This window comes from Thiocapsa rosea (assembly GCF_003634315.1).
Lineage (GTDB): Bacteria > Pseudomonadota > Gammaproteobacteria > Chromatiales > Chromatiaceae > Thiocapsa > Thiocapsa rosea.
In genome coordinates, this window is record NZ_RBXL01000001.1 from 3,842,326 (window position 1) to 3,856,083 (window position 13,758).

General features: G+C 65.1%; 16 protein-coding genes. 9 read left to right on the forward strand and 7 right to left on the reverse strand.

Going from position 1 to position 13,758, the window contains the following annotated elements; genetic code table 11:
• Positions 1 to 151: 151 nt before the first annotated feature.
• The 5 genes from bioF to BDD21_RS17355 form a co-directional block, all read right to left on the reverse strand.
• Positions 152 to 1,312: an 8-amino-7-oxononanoate synthase gene (bioF, locus tag BDD21_RS17335; RefSeq protein ID WP_120798212.1), complete on the reverse strand. Its 1,161-nt coding sequence runs from the start codon at positions 1,310 to 1,312 to the stop codon at positions 152 to 154.
• 29 nt (positions 1,313 to 1,341) lie between these two features.
• On the reverse strand, positions 1,342 to 2,091 hold the full coding sequence (locus BDD21_RS17340) for an SDR family NAD(P)-dependent oxidoreductase (RefSeq protein ID WP_120798213.1): 750 nt from the start codon (positions 2,089 to 2,091) through the stop codon (positions 1,342 to 1,344).
• Positions 2,092 to 2,354: 263 nt separating this feature from the next.
• Positions 2,355 to 3,206: a squalene/phytoene synthase family protein gene (locus BDD21_RS17345; RefSeq protein WP_120798214.1), complete on the reverse strand. Its 852-nt coding sequence runs from the start codon at positions 3,204 to 3,206 to the stop codon at positions 2,355 to 2,357.
• Positions 3,206 to 3,925 carry a bifunctional 2-polyprenyl-6-hydroxyphenol methylase/3-demethylubiquinol 3-O-methyltransferase UbiG gene (gene ubiG / locus BDD21_RS17350; protein WP_120798215.1) on the reverse strand — a complete coding sequence of 240 codons (720 nt, stop codon included), beginning with the start codon at positions 3,923 to 3,925 and terminating at the stop codon, positions 3,206 to 3,208. Before ubiG ends, BDD21_RS17345 begins: the two co-directional genes overlap by 1 nt.
• 70 nt (positions 3,926 to 3,995) lie before the next feature.
• Complete coding sequence (locus tag BDD21_RS17355; protein ID WP_245969665.1) at positions 3,996 to 4,238, reverse strand: DUF29 family protein; 243 nt, start codon at positions 4,236 to 4,238, stop codon at positions 3,996 to 3,998.
• 454 nt (positions 4,239 to 4,692) lie between these two features.
• Between BDD21_RS17355 and glyA the strand changes: the two genes are divergently transcribed.
• The 9 genes from glyA (at position 4,693) to BDD21_RS17400 (ending at position 12,532) form a co-directional block, all read left to right on the forward strand.
• Positions 4,693 to 5,949: a serine hydroxymethyltransferase gene (glyA, locus tag BDD21_RS17360; RefSeq protein WP_120798216.1), complete on the forward strand. Its 1,257-nt coding sequence runs from the start codon at positions 4,693 to 4,695 to the stop codon at positions 5,947 to 5,949.
• Complete coding sequence (gene nrdR / locus BDD21_RS17365) at positions 5,950 to 6,462, forward strand: transcriptional regulator NrdR (RefSeq protein WP_120798217.1); 513 nt, start codon at positions 5,950 to 5,952, stop codon at positions 6,460 to 6,462.
• Positions 6,463 to 6,521: 59 nt separating this feature from the next.
• Positions 6,522 to 7,640, forward strand: a complete 1,119-nt coding sequence (gene ribD, locus BDD21_RS17370; RefSeq protein WP_120798218.1) for a bifunctional diaminohydroxyphosphoribosylaminopyrimidine deaminase/5-amino-6-(5-phosphoribosylamino)uracil reductase RibD — start codon at positions 6,522 to 6,524, stop codon at positions 7,638 to 7,640.
• Positions 7,641 to 7,689: 49 nt separating this feature from the next.
• The gene (locus tag BDD21_RS17375) at positions 7,690 to 8,367 is read left to right on the forward strand and encodes a riboflavin synthase (protein WP_120798219.1); all 678 of its coding nucleotides are present in this window, start codon (positions 7,690 to 7,692) and stop codon (positions 8,365 to 8,367) included.
• Positions 8,368 to 8,662: 295 nt separating this feature from the next.
• Complete coding sequence (ribBA, locus tag BDD21_RS17380; protein WP_120798220.1) at positions 8,663 to 9,808, forward strand: bifunctional 3,4-dihydroxy-2-butanone-4-phosphate synthase/GTP cyclohydrolase II; 1,146 nt, start codon at positions 8,663 to 8,665, stop codon at positions 9,806 to 9,808.
• A 171-nt stretch (positions 9,809 to 9,979) separates the two neighbouring features.
• Entirely contained in the window at positions 9,980 to 10,450 is a 471-nt protein-coding gene (gene ribH, locus BDD21_RS17385; RefSeq protein ID WP_120798221.1) for a 6,7-dimethyl-8-ribityllumazine synthase, read from the forward strand.
• A gap of 1 nt (position 10,451) precedes the next feature.
• The gene (gene nusB, locus BDD21_RS17390) at positions 10,452 to 10,949 is read left to right on the forward strand and encodes a transcription antitermination factor NusB (protein WP_120798222.1); all 498 of its coding nucleotides are present in this window, start codon (positions 10,452 to 10,454) and stop codon (positions 10,947 to 10,949) included.
• A 115-nt stretch (positions 10,950 to 11,064) separates the two neighbouring features.
• Positions 11,065 to 12,039 (forward strand): thiamine-phosphate kinase, encoded by a 975-nt coding sequence (gene thiL, locus BDD21_RS17395; RefSeq protein ID WP_120798223.1) that lies wholly within the window; start codon positions 11,065 to 11,067, stop codon positions 12,037 to 12,039.
• 4 nt (positions 12,040 to 12,043) lie between these two features.
• Positions 12,044 to 12,532: a phosphatidylglycerophosphatase A family protein gene (locus BDD21_RS17400; protein ID WP_120798224.1), complete on the forward strand. Its 489-nt coding sequence runs from the start codon at positions 12,044 to 12,046 to the stop codon at positions 12,530 to 12,532.
• Positions 12,533 to 12,618: 86 nt separating this feature from the next.
• On the opposite strand, the gene BDD21_RS17405 is transcribed toward BDD21_RS17400, so the two are convergent.
• Together BDD21_RS17405 and BDD21_RS17410 are read right to left on the reverse strand one after the other, a co-directional pair.
• Positions 12,619 to 13,089: a universal stress protein gene (locus BDD21_RS17405; protein ID WP_120798225.1), complete on the reverse strand. Its 471-nt coding sequence runs from the start codon at positions 13,087 to 13,089 to the stop codon at positions 12,619 to 12,621.
• 186 nt (positions 13,090 to 13,275) lie between these two features.
• Positions 13,276 to 13,692 carry a YajD family HNH nuclease gene (locus BDD21_RS17410; RefSeq protein ID WP_120799989.1) on the reverse strand — a complete coding sequence of 139 codons (417 nt, stop codon included), beginning with the start codon at positions 13,690 to 13,692 and terminating at the stop codon, positions 13,276 to 13,278.
• Positions 13,693 to 13,758 lie beyond the last annotated feature (66 nt).

A 13,758-nucleotide genomic window follows, 5' to 3' on the forward strand; every position in this document is an offset into this window, starting at 1 on the left:
TCGCCACTAGGGTGATTTCCGGGAATTAACATCCCTAATGCGCCGACATAAGAAACCTTTGAGGCGACTGAAGTCGCCCTGACGTGCTGGAAGTTGCTTTCCCGAAAATCGACTGAACACTCGCCACTATCCACTATCCACTATCCACTCACTACTCGCCACTCTCGGGCCGCAGGGCTGCGAGTGCGTCGAGCAGGCGGTCCACCATGGTCTCGGAATGAGCGGCCGACAGACAGACCCGCAGGCGTGCGCTGCCCTCCGGCACGGTGGGCGGGCGGATGGCGCCGACGAGGATCCCGCGGGTCTCCAGGTCCGAGGCCCAGGACAATGCCTGGTGGCTGCTCCCCGCGATGAGCGGCTGGATGGGCGTCGGCGAGTCGGACAACGGCAGACCGAGCTGGTTCGCACCCGTCCGGAACCGGGCGATCAGGGCGTGCAGGTGCTCGCGTCGCCAGTCCTCGCGACGCGCGAGTGCGAGGCTCGTGCGTGTCGCCTCGGCCAGGGCCGGGGGCGTCGCGGTGGTGTAGATATAACTTCGCGCACGCTGGATCAGGGTCTCGATCAGGGCATCCGAGCCGGCCACGAAGGCGCCGAAGGTCCCGAATGCTTTGCCCAGGGTACCCATCAGGATCGGCACCTGCTCGGCGTCGAGTCCGAAATGATCGAGCGTCCCGCGGCCCTCGCGGCCGAGCACCCCGAGTCCGTGTGCATCGTCGACCAGGAGCCAGGCGCCCGCGCGACGTGCGATCAGGGCGAGCGCAGGCAAGGGGGCGAGGTCGCCATCCATGCTGAAGACGCCGTCGCTGGCGATCATGCGCGTGTCTCGGTCGCCGATCAGACGGTCGAGCTCGGCCGCATCGGCGTGCGGATAACGCCGCAGCGTCGCGCGCGAGAGGAGGGCCCCGTCGAGGAGCGAAGCGTGATTGAGCCGGTCCTGCCAGAGTGTGTCGCCCCGGCCGGTCAGTGCCGAGATGATCCCGAGGTTCGCCATGTATCCGGTCGAGAAGAGGAGCGCGCGGGGGCGCCCGGTGAAATCGGCCAGCTCTTCTTCCAGCGCATGATGGGCGGCGCTGTGTCCGTTGACCAGATGGGCGGCACCGCTGCCGACGCCCCAACGCTCCGCACCGCGTTGCAATGCCGCGATGACCTCGGGGTGATTGGCGAGACCCAAATAGTCGTTGCTGCAGAAGCTCAGCATGGGGCGGCCGTCCACGATGGCCTCCGGCTGCTGCGGACGGTCCTGCACGCGGCGACGCCGGTAGAGGCCGGCGGCCCGAAGCCGTTCGAGGGCTTGTTCCAGGTCAACGGTCACTGCTGACGCATCGGCTGCGCTCGGGCCTCTCAAACCGGGTCTTGCGCCTGAAGCGCCACGCCGTTGGTTCCCCGTCCGGCCGGCCCGAGCAGGCGGACGTAGACGCCGGCGATGGTCTCGGGCAAGGGGTTGTTGAGCGCGTTCTCGCCGGGATAAAGGCGGGCGCGCAGGGCGGTCCGCACGACGCCGGGGTCGATGCTGTTGACTCGGATCTTCCCGTTCTCGCGCATCTCCGCAGCTAGGACCTGCATGAGCCCTTCGATGCCGAACTTGGCCGCCGCGTAGGCGCCCCAGTAGGCTAGCCCCTGACGGCCGACGCGGTCGGAGGTGAAGATCACGGAGGCGTCTTCGGAGGCCCGCAGCAAGGGCATGCAGACCTGCGTCAAGAGAAACGGCGTGGTGAGATTGATGCGGATGACGCGATCCCATTCGCTCGCGTCGTAGTCGTCGATGCGGCTGAGGAAGGGCGCATAGGAGACACAGTGGGCGAGCCCGTCGAGACGTCCGAAGGCATTGCCGAGGACGTTGGCGGCAGCGAGGAAGTCGTCCTCGGTCGCGGTCTCCGGGTTCAGCGGCAGGATCGCTGGCTCAGGCCCGCCGTCGGCTTCGATCCGGTCGTAAACGTCGGTCAGGTCCGACTCGTTGGATTGCGACAGGACGACGGTCGCCCCGGCGGCGGCGCAGGCGAGCGCGACGGCGCGTCCGATCCCCTCGGCGGCGCCTGTCACCAAGATGACGCGCCCGTCGAGTCGGTCGGTGTCGGATGGTCCTTGGTCCATTGGATGAAATGCCTCTTGCTCGGTTGTCATCACTGGGCATTATCGCCGCGATCGCGCGCAGCGGCATTGAGGATTAAACCGCGTCCGGAGCGACATGCTCATTTTCGAGTGAGTTCGACGTTCCGTGCATCGACAACCCTTAGCTGAGACGCGGTTTAAAATGATATATTTTTCGATACCTTGAGCCGCGTCGACTCCATCGGTCGTCAAGTCTGCCGGGGCCGATTCCATCCAAAAACATCGTATACCGCGCTGGGCGCGGTTTAGCCGAGTGCCCCGCCACGTCGGCTCTCGCGCCAGGCGTTCCAGAGCTTGCGGATCGGGGTCAGTGCGATCCGCTGGTCGGCGACCTGAAAGCCGCTGGCCGCGATCTCGGCAAGAAGTCGATCGGCAAGGCGGACGCGGATGCGGATCACGGCGGGCAGACGGCGAAGGTCATGAATCAGCTCGGCACGATGGTCATTTAGGTCCTTGGAGAGGTCGGCGAGCAGCGGGGCCAAATGCTTGCGGATCTTGGTCGGCGTCTGAGCGGTGTGACTCATCCCGTGACGATTCATTCGATCCTCGGGCAGAAAGCCGCACCTGTCCTGTCGGAGCAGGCGACCGCTGTCCCGGACGATCTCAACCATTGCGCAATAGCTCCCGGCGCGGCGGGCCGTGGCCAAGTCGGCCGGTGTGGTCTCGCCGTGGGCGCGGGCGATCAGCTCGAAGAGCGCCCCGAGATCCAGATCGGCCAAGGCCGCCAGTGCGGCGACGTCCTGCGCGTGCCGGTCGGCCAGGATCGCTTCCGTCCCCATGATGATGTCGACGAAGGGTTGTCGCGGCAGCTCGGCCCGGGCGATCAGCCGACCGAGCGGCACGCCCAGCGGATGTCGACCCGTGTCCGCGAAGATCTGCTTGATCTCGTCGTTCCACCATTCGATCTTGCGTGCGGCCACCCCTCGGTCCGAGACCTCATCGATGACCGATCGCACCAGGTGACGCCAGCCGAGCAGCGCGGCCAGATCATCGCGCAACCCAACCGGCGCAAAGCGAACGCTGTAGTACGCGGACGAGCCGGGCGGCGTTGCGGGATTCGGAAAGGCCCACTCGGTCGCTGCCTGCGGGTCCTGCATCAATCGGAATCGCGCACGCAGGTCACGAGATAGTTCACATCGAGATTGTCGGGATCGAGCCGATAGATTTGGGTTAGCGGGTTGTAGGTCATGCCCGTCATGTCGGTGGTGCGCAGATCGGTCGGGCGGATCCAGGCGTGCAGCTCGGAGGGGCGGATGAAGCGGGCGTAGTCGTGCGTACCCTTGGGTAAAAGACCCATTACATACTCGGCGCCGAGGATCGCGAAGAGATAGGACTTGGGATTGCGGTTGAGGGTCGAGAAGACCACCGTCCCGCCCGGACGCACCAGACGCGCGCAGGCATCCACGATCGAGGCCGGACTCGGCACGTGCTCGAGCATCTCCATGCAGGTGACCAGATCGAAGCTGTCCGGCTGCTCCGCCGCAAGCACCTCGACCGGTACGAGCCGGTAGCTGACCTCCACGCCGCTCTCGAGGGTATGCAGCTCGGCGACACGCAGCGGCATGGCGCCCATATCGATCCCGGTGACATCGGCCCCGCGCAACGCCATCGACTCGGAGAGGATGCCGCCGCCGCATCCCACGTCCAGGACGCGCTTGCCGGTCAGCCCGCCGGCCGCGCGCTCGATATAGTCCAGGCGCAGCGGATTGATTTCGTGCAGCGCCTTGAACTCGCTGTGCGGATCCCACCAGCGCGAGGCCAGCTCCTCGAACTTGTTGATCTCGGCGTGATCGACGTTGTGGATGGTTTCGGTCATCGTCTGCGGCCCCGGCGGTGTGCTGTCGACTGGTCCATGATGGCCATGTCGGTCTGATCGGGCCGCAATTCTACACCGCGAAGCGCCTGCATCGGGTTAAACCGCGCTCGGTGCGATATGCGTCGTGTGTTGGATTGGTGTGACCGCGCCGGCTCCGACTCCTCAACTGCCTCAGGTCGCGCTTTCCCATGCTTTCAAGCTCCTCGGCAATGTTTTCCGCGTCGACCTCCGAGACGCGTCCTGCGCGCAGCAGCGCGACATTGCGTGCAATCCAGGCATAAAAGTCCCGGTCGTAATCGACTTCGGGTGTCATCGAGTATCCCCTTGGGTCAGGCTGTCGAAATCTCGCATGCCGGGCATCGTTCAGTCCAGACTGACCGGCGTTCGGGATTCCTGCCCAGGCCGGTAGGATTTGCCGCCGCCGCTTGCCGAATCTATAGTCATGACAATTCGACCGGCACGGTAAACCCTGTTTCGTGCGATTCGGTTTAGACATCCGACACCCCCGGGATCGTCGACTTGCAGTCGACCTCTTGCGCTGGCCTTGCGGCCAGCGGGTCGACTGCAAGTCGACGATCCCGGGCGCGGTTCTCGCTCGGAGCGAGACCGATTCCCTTCAAACCCGTCCCCCGCGGGATTGCCAATCCTCGCGATCTCCCTCACTTCTTCAGATCTGTGCGGGCTGTGCGGGCTGTGCGGGCGAGATAGCGACGCGGGACTGCAAAATCGATACACTGTGCGGCTTTGCGCCGCCGGGGGAATGAACGATGTTCGAGAAAAGCATGCAGATCAGTGACTATGATCCTGAGCTTTGGGGTGCAATCCAAAACGAGGAGCGTCGCCAGGAGGAGCACGTCGAGCTCATCGCCTCCGAGAACTACGCGAGCCCGCGTGTCTTGGCGGCTCAAGGCAGCGTTCTGACCAATAAGTATGCGGAAGGGTATCCCGGCAAGCGCTACTACGGCGGCTGCGAGTACGTGGATGTGGCCGAGAGCCTCGCCATCGCGCGCGCCAAAGAATTGTTCGGCGCCGACTATGCCAACGTCCAGCCGCATTCCGGCTCCCAGGCCAACGCGGCGGTCTTCATGGCGCTGTGCGAGCCCGGCGACACGGTGCTCGGTATGAGCCTGGCGCACGGCGGTCACCTCACGCACGGTGCCAAGCCGAACTTCTCGGGCAAGATCTACAACGCGGTCCAATACGGACTGGATTCGGCGACCGGCGAGATCGATTACGCCGAAGTCGAGCGTCTGGCCCACGAGCATCGCCCGAGGATGATCATCGCCGGCTTCTCGGCCTATTCGCGGGTCGTAGACTGGGCGCGTTTCCGGACCATCGCCGATGCCGTCGGCGCCTATCTGATGGTCGACATGGCGCATGTCGCCGGTCTGGTCGCCGCAGGCATCTACCCGAGCCCGGTGCAGATCGCCGACGTGATCACGACTACCACCCACAAGACCCTGCGCGGTCCGCGCGGCGGTTTGATCCTGGCCAAGGCCAACCCCGAGCTTGAAAAGAAGTTCAACTCGCTGGTCTTCCCGGGCACGCAGGGCGGTCCGCTGATGCATGTGATCGCCGCCAAGGCGGTGGCCTTCAAAGAGGCGTTGGAACCCGGCTTCAAGGTCTACCAGCAGCAGGTCCTGCTGAACGCCCAGACGATGGCCGAGGTCTTTCTCTCGCGCGGCTACGACGTGGTCTCGGGCGGGACGAACGATCACCTCTTCCTGGTCAGCTTCATCGAGCAGGGTCTGACCGGCAAGGACGTCGACGCCTGGTTGGGCGCGGCCTACATCACGGTCAACAAGAACGCGGTGCCCAACGATCCGCAATCGCCCTTCGTCACCAGCGGCATCCGTATCGGCACGCCCGCCATCACCACTCGCGGTTTCGGGACCGACGAGGCGCGCGATCTAGCCGACTGGATGTGCGATCTGATCGATGCGCGCGGCGATCAGGCGACCATTGATGCGGTCAAGACCAAGGTGCTGGCGCTCTGCAAACGCTTTCCTGTCTACGAGCGTTGAATGCGCTGCCCCTTCTGCGGCGCCCAGGACACCAAGGTGGTGGACTCGCGTCTTTCCGGTGAGGGCGACCAAGTGCGCCGACGGCGCAAGTGCGTTGTCTGCCACGAGCGCTTCACGACCTTCGAGACGGCCGAGCTGAACCTGCCGCGGGTCGTGAAACGCGACGGCAGCCGTACGCCCTTCGACGGCAGCAAGCTCCGCTCCGGGATGATGCGCGCGCTGGAGAAGCGGCCGGTGAGCACGGATCAGGTCGACAGCGCTATGTGGCGGATCCAGCGCAAGTTGATGTCGAGCGGCGAGAGCGAGGTCCCGGCGCTGCGCATCGGCGAACTGGTGATGGAGGAGCTGCGCCAGCTCGATCAGGTCGCCTACGTGCGCTTCGCCTCCGTCTACCGCAAGTTCGAGGACGTCGCCGCCTTCCGCGAGGAGATCGAGCGGCTCGAGCAACAGCCCACGCCCGAGGTGAAGCGTCAGCAGTTGGATCTGCTCCAGGAGCTGGAGGCCAAGCCTTGAGGACCGGGCCGGATGACGCGCCAGAGGACAGTACGGGCCCGGGCGCCGACCATGCCTTTATGGCGCGGGCCATCCAGCTCGCCGAGCTGGGGCGTTTTACCACCGATCCCAACCCGCGAGTTGGCTGCCTGATCGTGCGCGACGGCCGGATCGTCGGCGAGGGATGGCATCGGCGCGCCGGCGAGCCGCATGCCGAGCGCCACGCCCTGATCGAGGCGGGCGAGCGTGCCCGCGGCGCGACCGCGTATGTGACGCTCGAGCCTTGCTGTCATCAAGGCCGCACGCCGCCCTGCACCGACGGTCTGCTGGAGGCCGGGGTCGGGCGTGTCGTCTGCGCGATGGTCGATCCGAATCCACTGGTCGCCGGGCGGGGTTTGCGACTGCTCGCCGAGGCCGGTGTCGCGGTCGAGACCGGCCTGCTTGAGGCCGAGGCGCGCGCGCTCAACCCGGGCTTTATCAAGCGGATGGAGCAGGGCCGTCCTTATGTGCGCTGCAAGCTGGCGGCGAGTTTGGACGGACGGACCGCGATGGCGAGCGGCGAGAGTCAATGGATCACGAGCGAGGCCGCACGCCGCGACGTGCAACGCCTGCGCGCCGGCAGCTCGGCGATCCTCACCGGGATCGGGACTCTGTTGGCGGATGATCCGAGCCTGAATGTCCGTCTCGGTGCGGAGGACTTGCCGGGGATGGGTCCGGGCGAGGCGATTCGCCAGCCGCTACGGGTTGTTCTCGACAGCCGTTGGCGCACGCCGCCGAGCGCCCGCATCCTGACCCTGTCCGGGTCGACCCTGATCGTCGGGGCGCTCGATGATCCGGGGCGGATGGCCGAACTGAAGGGCGCAGGTGCCCGGGTGTATCTCTGTCCCGGTGACTCGGCGCGGGTCGATCTCGGCGCGCTTCTGAAGGAGCTGGGCCGCCGCGAGATCAACGAGGTGCTCTTGGAGACGGGTCCGACCCTCGCCGGCGCGGCCGTCTCCGCAGGTCTGGTCGACGAGATCCTGATCTACCTCGCCCCGCACCTCATGGGCGATGCGGGACGCGGTCTGTTCACCCTGCCCGGACTCGATCGGATGTGCGATCGCATCCCGCTCGCGATCACCGATGTCCGTGCGGTAGGCCGAGATCTTCGCATCACCGCCCGCCCGGAGCCGGCCGGCAGCGACCGTGCACTGGTTTAATCACACCACTCATCACTCATCACTCATCACTCATCACTCCCCACTCATCATGTTCACCGGAATCATCCAATCCATCGGTCGCATCGCACGACTTGAGCCGCGCGGCGGCGACGTGCGCCTCTCGATCGATGCCGGAAAGCTCGATCTCACGCACGCGGCGCTCGGCGACAGCATCGCGGTCAACGGCATCTGCTTGACCGCTGTCGAGCTTCATGCTCACGGCTTTGCCGCGGATGTCTCGCGCGAAACCCTCTCGCTCACGACGCTCGGCACACTCACGCCCGGCAGCCCGGTCAATCTGGAGCCGGCCCTCACCTTGGCGACCCCGCTCGGCGGCCATCTGGTCAGCGGTCATGTCGACGGAGTCGGGCAGATCATCGAGCAGCGCGAGGATGCGCGGTCTTGGCGGCTGCGCATCCAGGCCCCGGCGGAGCTGGCACGCTATATCGCGCCGAAGGGCTCCATCTGCGTGGACGGCACCAGCCTGACGGTCAATCAGGTGGACGGCGCCGTCTTCGAGCTCAATATCGTGCCCCATACGCTGACCGAGACCATTATCGGCGGCTACCGCAGCGGCACTCGGGTCAACCTCGAGGTGGACCTGATCGCGCGCTATCTGGAGCGCCTGCTGCTGGGCGATGCCGCGGCCGAGAGCGGTACGGCGAAGCCGGGACTCACCATGGGATTTCTCGCGCAGCATGGTTTTGCGAGATCCGGCGACGGATGATCGACATTCGCCGTAGGATGGGTAGAGCGAAGCGAAACCCATCCTCCAAAACTCCGCAGCTCGCAGGAAGGGTTGAGCGCACGGAAACCGATCCTCCGGACCACTGCATTTCGGGTCGGCCGCCCGATGGGATCGGAGCGGGAAGGATGGGTTTTCATGCTTTTTGTTCGCGGCGTTGGAGCGGGGAGGATGGGTTTCGCTGCGCTCTACCCATCCTACGCTGTTGGATCGTCGAGCGTTTCTCGGTCCCGACTTTGTTAAACTAACGGGCTTTCGTTCGGACGATATTTGAGTCATGGGTAATTCAGGCCTCCACAGTACCGAAGAGATCATCGAGGAGCTCCGTGCGGGGCGGATGGTCGTGATCATGGACGACGAGGATCGCGAGAACGAGGGCGATCTGCTCATGGCGGCCGATCGCGTGACCCCGGAGGCCGTGAACTTCATGGCCAAATACGGGCGCGGTCTCATCTGCCTGACCCTCAGCAAGGAGCACTGCGAGCGTCTACGCCTGCCCATGATGGTCAGCGACAATCAGGCCGCCCATTCCACCGCTTTCACCGTCTCCATCGAGGCGGCACGCGGCGTAACGACCGGCATCTCGGCAGCCGACCGGGCGACAACCATCCAGGCCGCGGTCGCGACGGATGCGCAGCCGAAGGATCTGGTTCAGCCCGGACATATCTTTCCGCTCATGGCCCAGCCGGGCGGGGTTTTGGTGCGGGCCGGCCATACCGAGGCCGGATGCGACCTTGCTCGGCTCGCCGGCTACAGTCCCGCTGCGGTGATCGTGGAGATCCTCAACGAGGACGGCTCGATGGCGCGCCGGCCGGACCTCGAAGCCTTTGCCGAGACGCACGGGCTGAAGATCGGCACCATCGCGGACCTGATCCACTATCGGGTTCGGCACGAGAAGGCGGTCCTGCGCGAATGCGAGTGCGAGCTGCGCACGGATTACGGGACCTTCCGCCTGGTGGCCTACAGGGATAGTATTGACAACGAGATCCATCTGGCCTTGACCCTGGGCGAGATCAGCCCGGAACGCCCGACCCTGGTTCGGGTGCATCTGCAAAACACCCTGTGCGACCTCTTCGGCACGCGTCACAACGCCTGCGGCTGGCCGCTGCAGGACGTGATGAAACAGGTCGCTGCTGCGGGCGAGGGCGTGATCGTGGTACTGCGTAACCGCGACAGCGCCGCCGACCTGCTGGCGCGTCTGAAGGACTTCCAGCTCCACGACGAGGACGACGTGGTGCCCGCGCGCCGCCAAGACCGCAACGCCCTGCGGACCTACGGGATCGGCGCCCAGATCCTCTCGGATATCGGCGTGCGCAAGATGCGCGTCATGAGTGCGCCCAAGGCGATGCACGCCATCTCGGGCTTCGATCTCGAGGTCGTGGAGTACACTGGCGGGAGGCCGGCGAGCGGTCCACCGAGCTAAGCCTTGGCGGATGTCGCGACGGAGAGGTCGAACCGCAAAGGCGCAAAGGATGACGAGGTGGCGATGCACGAATTGCCGACACCTCGTCGATAAGAACAGCTTCCGAGAATTCGGTTCGAAACCCTTCGCGCCCTGTGCGCCTTTGCGTTTTGAATCGAGACGAGCCAACCAATGACTATCAAGACGATCGAAGGCGCCATGCGCGCCGACAATGCGCGTTTCTGCCTGGTGGTGTCGCGCTGGAACAGTTTCGTGGTCGAGGCGCTCGAGAAAGGCGCCATCGACACCCTCAAGCGCCACGGTGCGACGGATGACGCGCTGACCATCGTGCGCGTGCCCGGTGCCTTCGAGATGCCGGTGACCATCGAGCGCATCGCCGCCAAGGGTAGCTTCGACGCCATTGTGGCGCTGGGTGCGGTGATCCGCGGCGGCACTCCACACTTCGAATACGTCGCCGGCGAATGCGTCAAAGGCATGGCTCAGGTCAGCCTCAAGTACGCCATCCCGGTCGCCTTCGGCGTCCTCACCGTCGACACCATCGAGCAGGCGATCGAGCGTGCCGGCACCAAGGCCGGCAACAAGGGCGCAGAGGCGGCCATGTCCGCCATCGAGATGGTCGACCTCCTGCGGCAGCTCGATTGAGATGACGATCAATCCCCGCAGCCAGTCACGCCGCTATGCCGCCTTGGCGCTCTATCAATGGCGTCTGACCGGCGAAGACCCCATGGAGATCAAACGGCATCTCCTCGATGACCCCGAGTGGCTCGATGCCGTTGCCGGCTCGCTGAACGGGGCCGAGGACGACGATGCCCCGCCCGATGCCAAGGAGCGGTTCAACTTCAACATGGAGCTGTTGGATCAACTGCTGACAGGTGTTCCGATCCATGTCACGGAGATCGATACCGAGCTTGACCGGGTCCTCGACCGACCCATCAGCCAGGTCGATCCGGTGGAGCTTGCGATCCTGCGTCTCGGTGCCTTCGAGATCCTCTTCTCCGATTCCATCCCGGATCGTGTGGCCATCAACGAAGCGGTTGAGCTGACCAAGCTGCTCGGCGCCCACGAGGGGCACAAGTACGTCAACGGCGTGCTCGACAAGGTCGCGCGCGCGCACGCGGTGACGTCGGGTCGGCCGGTCTAGTCGAGCGTGGCACCGCAGGTGTGTTCATGGCGCCGGCTCGGCCCGAACGCTCATCCGACGGTGTTCCGAAGGGTGACGGGCAACGCTGCGCCCCCCGGATCTGCAGAAACGACCGATGGATAATCAACCGCGCTCCGAGTTCGACCTGATCGGCCGCTTTTTTGCCGATCTCGGCGCGCATCGTGCCGATGTCCTGCTCGGCGTCGGCGACGACTGTGCCTTGCTTGAGGTCCCTGTCGGCCTGAGCCTGGCGGTCAGCATCGACACGCTGGTCGCCGGGATCCACTTCTTTCATGACTGCGATGCCGAAGCCGTCGGACACAAGTCCCTGGCCGTCGGACTGAGCGATCTGGCCGCGATGGGCGCCTCACCCGCTTGGGCGACCCTGGCCTTGACCCTGCCCGAGCGCAATGACGACTGGCTCGCGGCATTCGCGCGCGGCTTCGGCGACCTGGCCCGAACCTACGGGGTGCGTTTGGTGGGCGGCGATACCACGCGCGGCCCCTTGAGCGTGACCGTGCAGGTCCATGGTCTGGTGCGCCCCGCGGCGGCGGTGCGTCGCGACGGCGCCCGCCCCGGCGACCTCGTCTGGGTGAGCGGGACGCTGGGCGATGCCGGGCTCGCGCTTCGGCACTTGCGCGAGGGCGATCCGGTCGATCCGGCTCTGCGTGCGCGACTGGAACGCCCGGACCCGCGCGTCGCGCTCGGGTCCGCCTTGCGCGGGATCGCCACGGCCATGATCGATCTCTCGGATGGTCTTGCCGGGGACCTCGGTCATATCCTCGCAGCATCCGGTGTCGGGGCCGAGATCGACCTCGCGGCCGTGCCCCTGTCTTCCGCCGTGGCAAGCCGGATTGCATCCGAGGGCGATTGGTCGCTGCCGCTGTCGAGCGGCGATGATTACGAGCTGTGTTTCTGTGCGCCCCCCGAGCAGGCGTCGCTGATCGGATCCTTGGGGAATACCTTGAGCTGCGCCCTTTCGGTGGTCGGGAGGATCCGTCCGGAGCCCGGTTTGGTCGCGCGCATGCCGAGCGGCGAATCCATCACGCTGACGAATGCCGGTTATGACCATTTCTCGGACAACACCTGACGGCATGTCCCCAAGTGGCTTTAAGTCCGGCTTCAATCCGCGACGACTCCATCATTGGATCGCCTTCGGTTTCGGCTCGGGATTGTCGCCGCGCGCGCCCGGAACAGCCGGCACGCTTGCCGCGATTCCGCTCTATCTGCTCCTGAGTCCGCTCGCCTGGCCGTTCTATGTCGGCCTGCTGGTCCTCTTTATGCTCGTCGGGATCTGGGCCTGCGAGCGCACCGCACGCGATATGGGCTCCAAAGACCCCTCCGCGATCGTCTGGGACGAGTGGGTCGGCTTTCTCCTGACCATGGTCGCCGCACCGGCCGGATGGCTCTGGATCCTCGCCGGTTTTGTTCTCTTCCGGCTCTTCGATATCTGGAAACCCTGGCCGGTGAGTGTGGCGGACCGAAAGGTGCCCGGCGGCCTCGGCATCATGCTCGACGACGTGATCGCCGGGGCGATGGCAGCGATCGTTCTCGCCCTTGCCGCTTTGTGGGTGCCGATCTGAGGCTCTAAACCGCCTCCAGAGCGATCTGCGTCATGTTCACGTTGCGTTTGGCGTTGGAGATATCCTCGATCTCGCTAAGACGCGGTTTAGCCGGCCTCGTCGATCTTCACGCAGAGCACGTCGCAGGATCGGTTGCGCAGGACCGAGCGCGCGGTCGACCCGAAGAGCCCCAAAAAGCCGTGGCGTCCGCGGCTGCCGATCACCACGAGATCGACGTCCAACTCGCTTGCGACCTCGTCGATCGTGCGTCCTGTCGGACCGACACGGACCAAGCGATCCGCGATGGGCACGTCCAGCCGTTCGCCCAGGCTGTCGATCTCGCGCCGAGCAATCGCCAGCAACTCCTCTTCCAGATCAAGGTTCTCCGGAACGGCGACGTCCCCGGCATATCCGACCGGCATGTACTCCATCGTCGGCGGGACATGCTCGACCACATGCAGGAGATACAGTCGCGCCCCGAGCGCTGCCTTGAGCCGTTGAGCACGGGCGACGACCGGTTCGCTCTCCTTCTCGAAATCCACTGCGAGCAACAGGCTTTGATAGTCGTGGTTGTCCATCGCAAACCTCATTCGCTTATTGACGCTCCTCTTCAAGTGTAATCGGCTTTCCGAATGTCACCAGCCTTCCATGCACACTCCAACGCACCGGCTCAAAGAAAAGCCTAAACCGCATCCGCTCCCGCGCGCGTTGGTTTCAGTGATCTCGCTCTCGTGCGAGACGCCATGGAACACACCGGACGCGGTTTAGCCGTCTTTCTTCAGCAGATCGGCCAGCCCTTCGAAGGGGTTGTGTGTCGTCTGCTTTCCGGCGACGCCCGGCTTGGCGACTCGGCCGCCGGCCAGAGAGGCAAGGTGCTCCTCGTACTTCTGGTGCTCGTTGTCGTGGCAATAGACGCAGAGCAGCTCCCAGTTGCTGCCGTCGGGCGGATTGTTGTCGTGGTTCATGTCCTTATGGTGGACGGTCAGCTCGCGCAGGTTCTCGCGGGTGAAGGTGCGAGCACACCGGCCGCAGACCCAGTCGTAGAGTTTCAGCGCCTGCTCGCGATAGCCGGCGGCACGCTCGTCGCTGGCCTTGCGGGCGTCGGCGACCACGCGGTCGAGCTTGGCGCTGTCGATGGGTTTGCCGGTCTTGGCGTGACGCGGACCGCTGCTCGAGGTCATCGAGGTGTCCTCTTGTGGATTGACGATGCCGGTCATCTTATCCGGTCTTGACGCTTCAAACATTTT

What these genes read in the sequence shown, in the direction of transcription:
- BDD21_RS17340 (WP_120798213.1), bottom strand. Translation starts at nt 2,091, where the DNA reads ATGGACCAAGGACCATCCGACACCGACCGACTCGACGGGCGCGTCATC.
- BDD21_RS17345 (WP_120798214.1), bottom strand. Translation starts at nt 3,206, where the DNA reads ATGCAGGACCCGCAGGCAGCGACCGAGTGGGCCTTTCCGAATCCCGCA.
- ubiG (WP_120798215.1), bottom strand. Translation starts at nt 3,925, where the DNA reads ATGACCGAAACCATCCACAACGTCGATCACGCCGAGATCAACAAGTTC.
- BDD21_RS17355 (WP_245969665.1), bottom strand. Translation starts at nt 4,238, where the DNA reads ATGACACCCGAAGTCGATTACGACCGGGACTTTTATGCCTGGATTGCA.
- glyA (WP_120798216.1), top strand. Translation starts at nt 4,693, where the DNA reads ATGTTCGAGAAAAGCATGCAGATCAGTGACTATGATCCTGAGCTTTGG.
- nrdR (WP_120798217.1), top strand. Translation starts at nt 5,950, where the DNA reads ATGCGCTGCCCCTTCTGCGGCGCCCAGGACACCAAGGTGGTGGACTCG.
- ribD (WP_120798218.1), top strand. Translation starts at nt 6,522, where the DNA reads ATGGCGCGGGCCATCCAGCTCGCCGAGCTGGGGCGTTTTACCACCGAT.
- BDD21_RS17375 (WP_120798219.1), top strand. Translation starts at nt 7,690, where the DNA reads ATGTTCACCGGAATCATCCAATCCATCGGTCGCATCGCACGACTTGAG.
- ribBA (WP_120798220.1), top strand. Translation starts at nt 8,663, where the DNA reads ATGGGTAATTCAGGCCTCCACAGTACCGAAGAGATCATCGAGGAGCTC.
- ribH (WP_120798221.1), top strand. Translation starts at nt 9,980, where the DNA reads ATGACTATCAAGACGATCGAAGGCGCCATGCGCGCCGACAATGCGCGT.
- nusB (WP_120798222.1), top strand. Translation starts at nt 10,452, where the DNA reads ATGACGATCAATCCCCGCAGCCAGTCACGCCGCTATGCCGCCTTGGCG.
- thiL (WP_120798223.1), top strand. Translation starts at nt 11,065, where the DNA reads ATGGATAATCAACCGCGCTCCGAGTTCGACCTGATCGGCCGCTTTTTT.
- BDD21_RS17400 (WP_120798224.1), top strand. Translation starts at nt 12,044, where the DNA reads ATGTCCCCAAGTGGCTTTAAGTCCGGCTTCAATCCGCGACGACTCCAT.
- BDD21_RS17405 (WP_120798225.1), bottom strand. Translation starts at nt 13,089, where the DNA reads ATGGACAACCACGACTATCAAAGCCTGTTGCTCGCAGTGGATTTCGAG.
- BDD21_RS17410 (WP_120799989.1), bottom strand. Translation starts at nt 13,692, where the DNA reads ATGACCTCGAGCAGCGGTCCGCGTCACGCCAAGACCGGCAAACCCATC.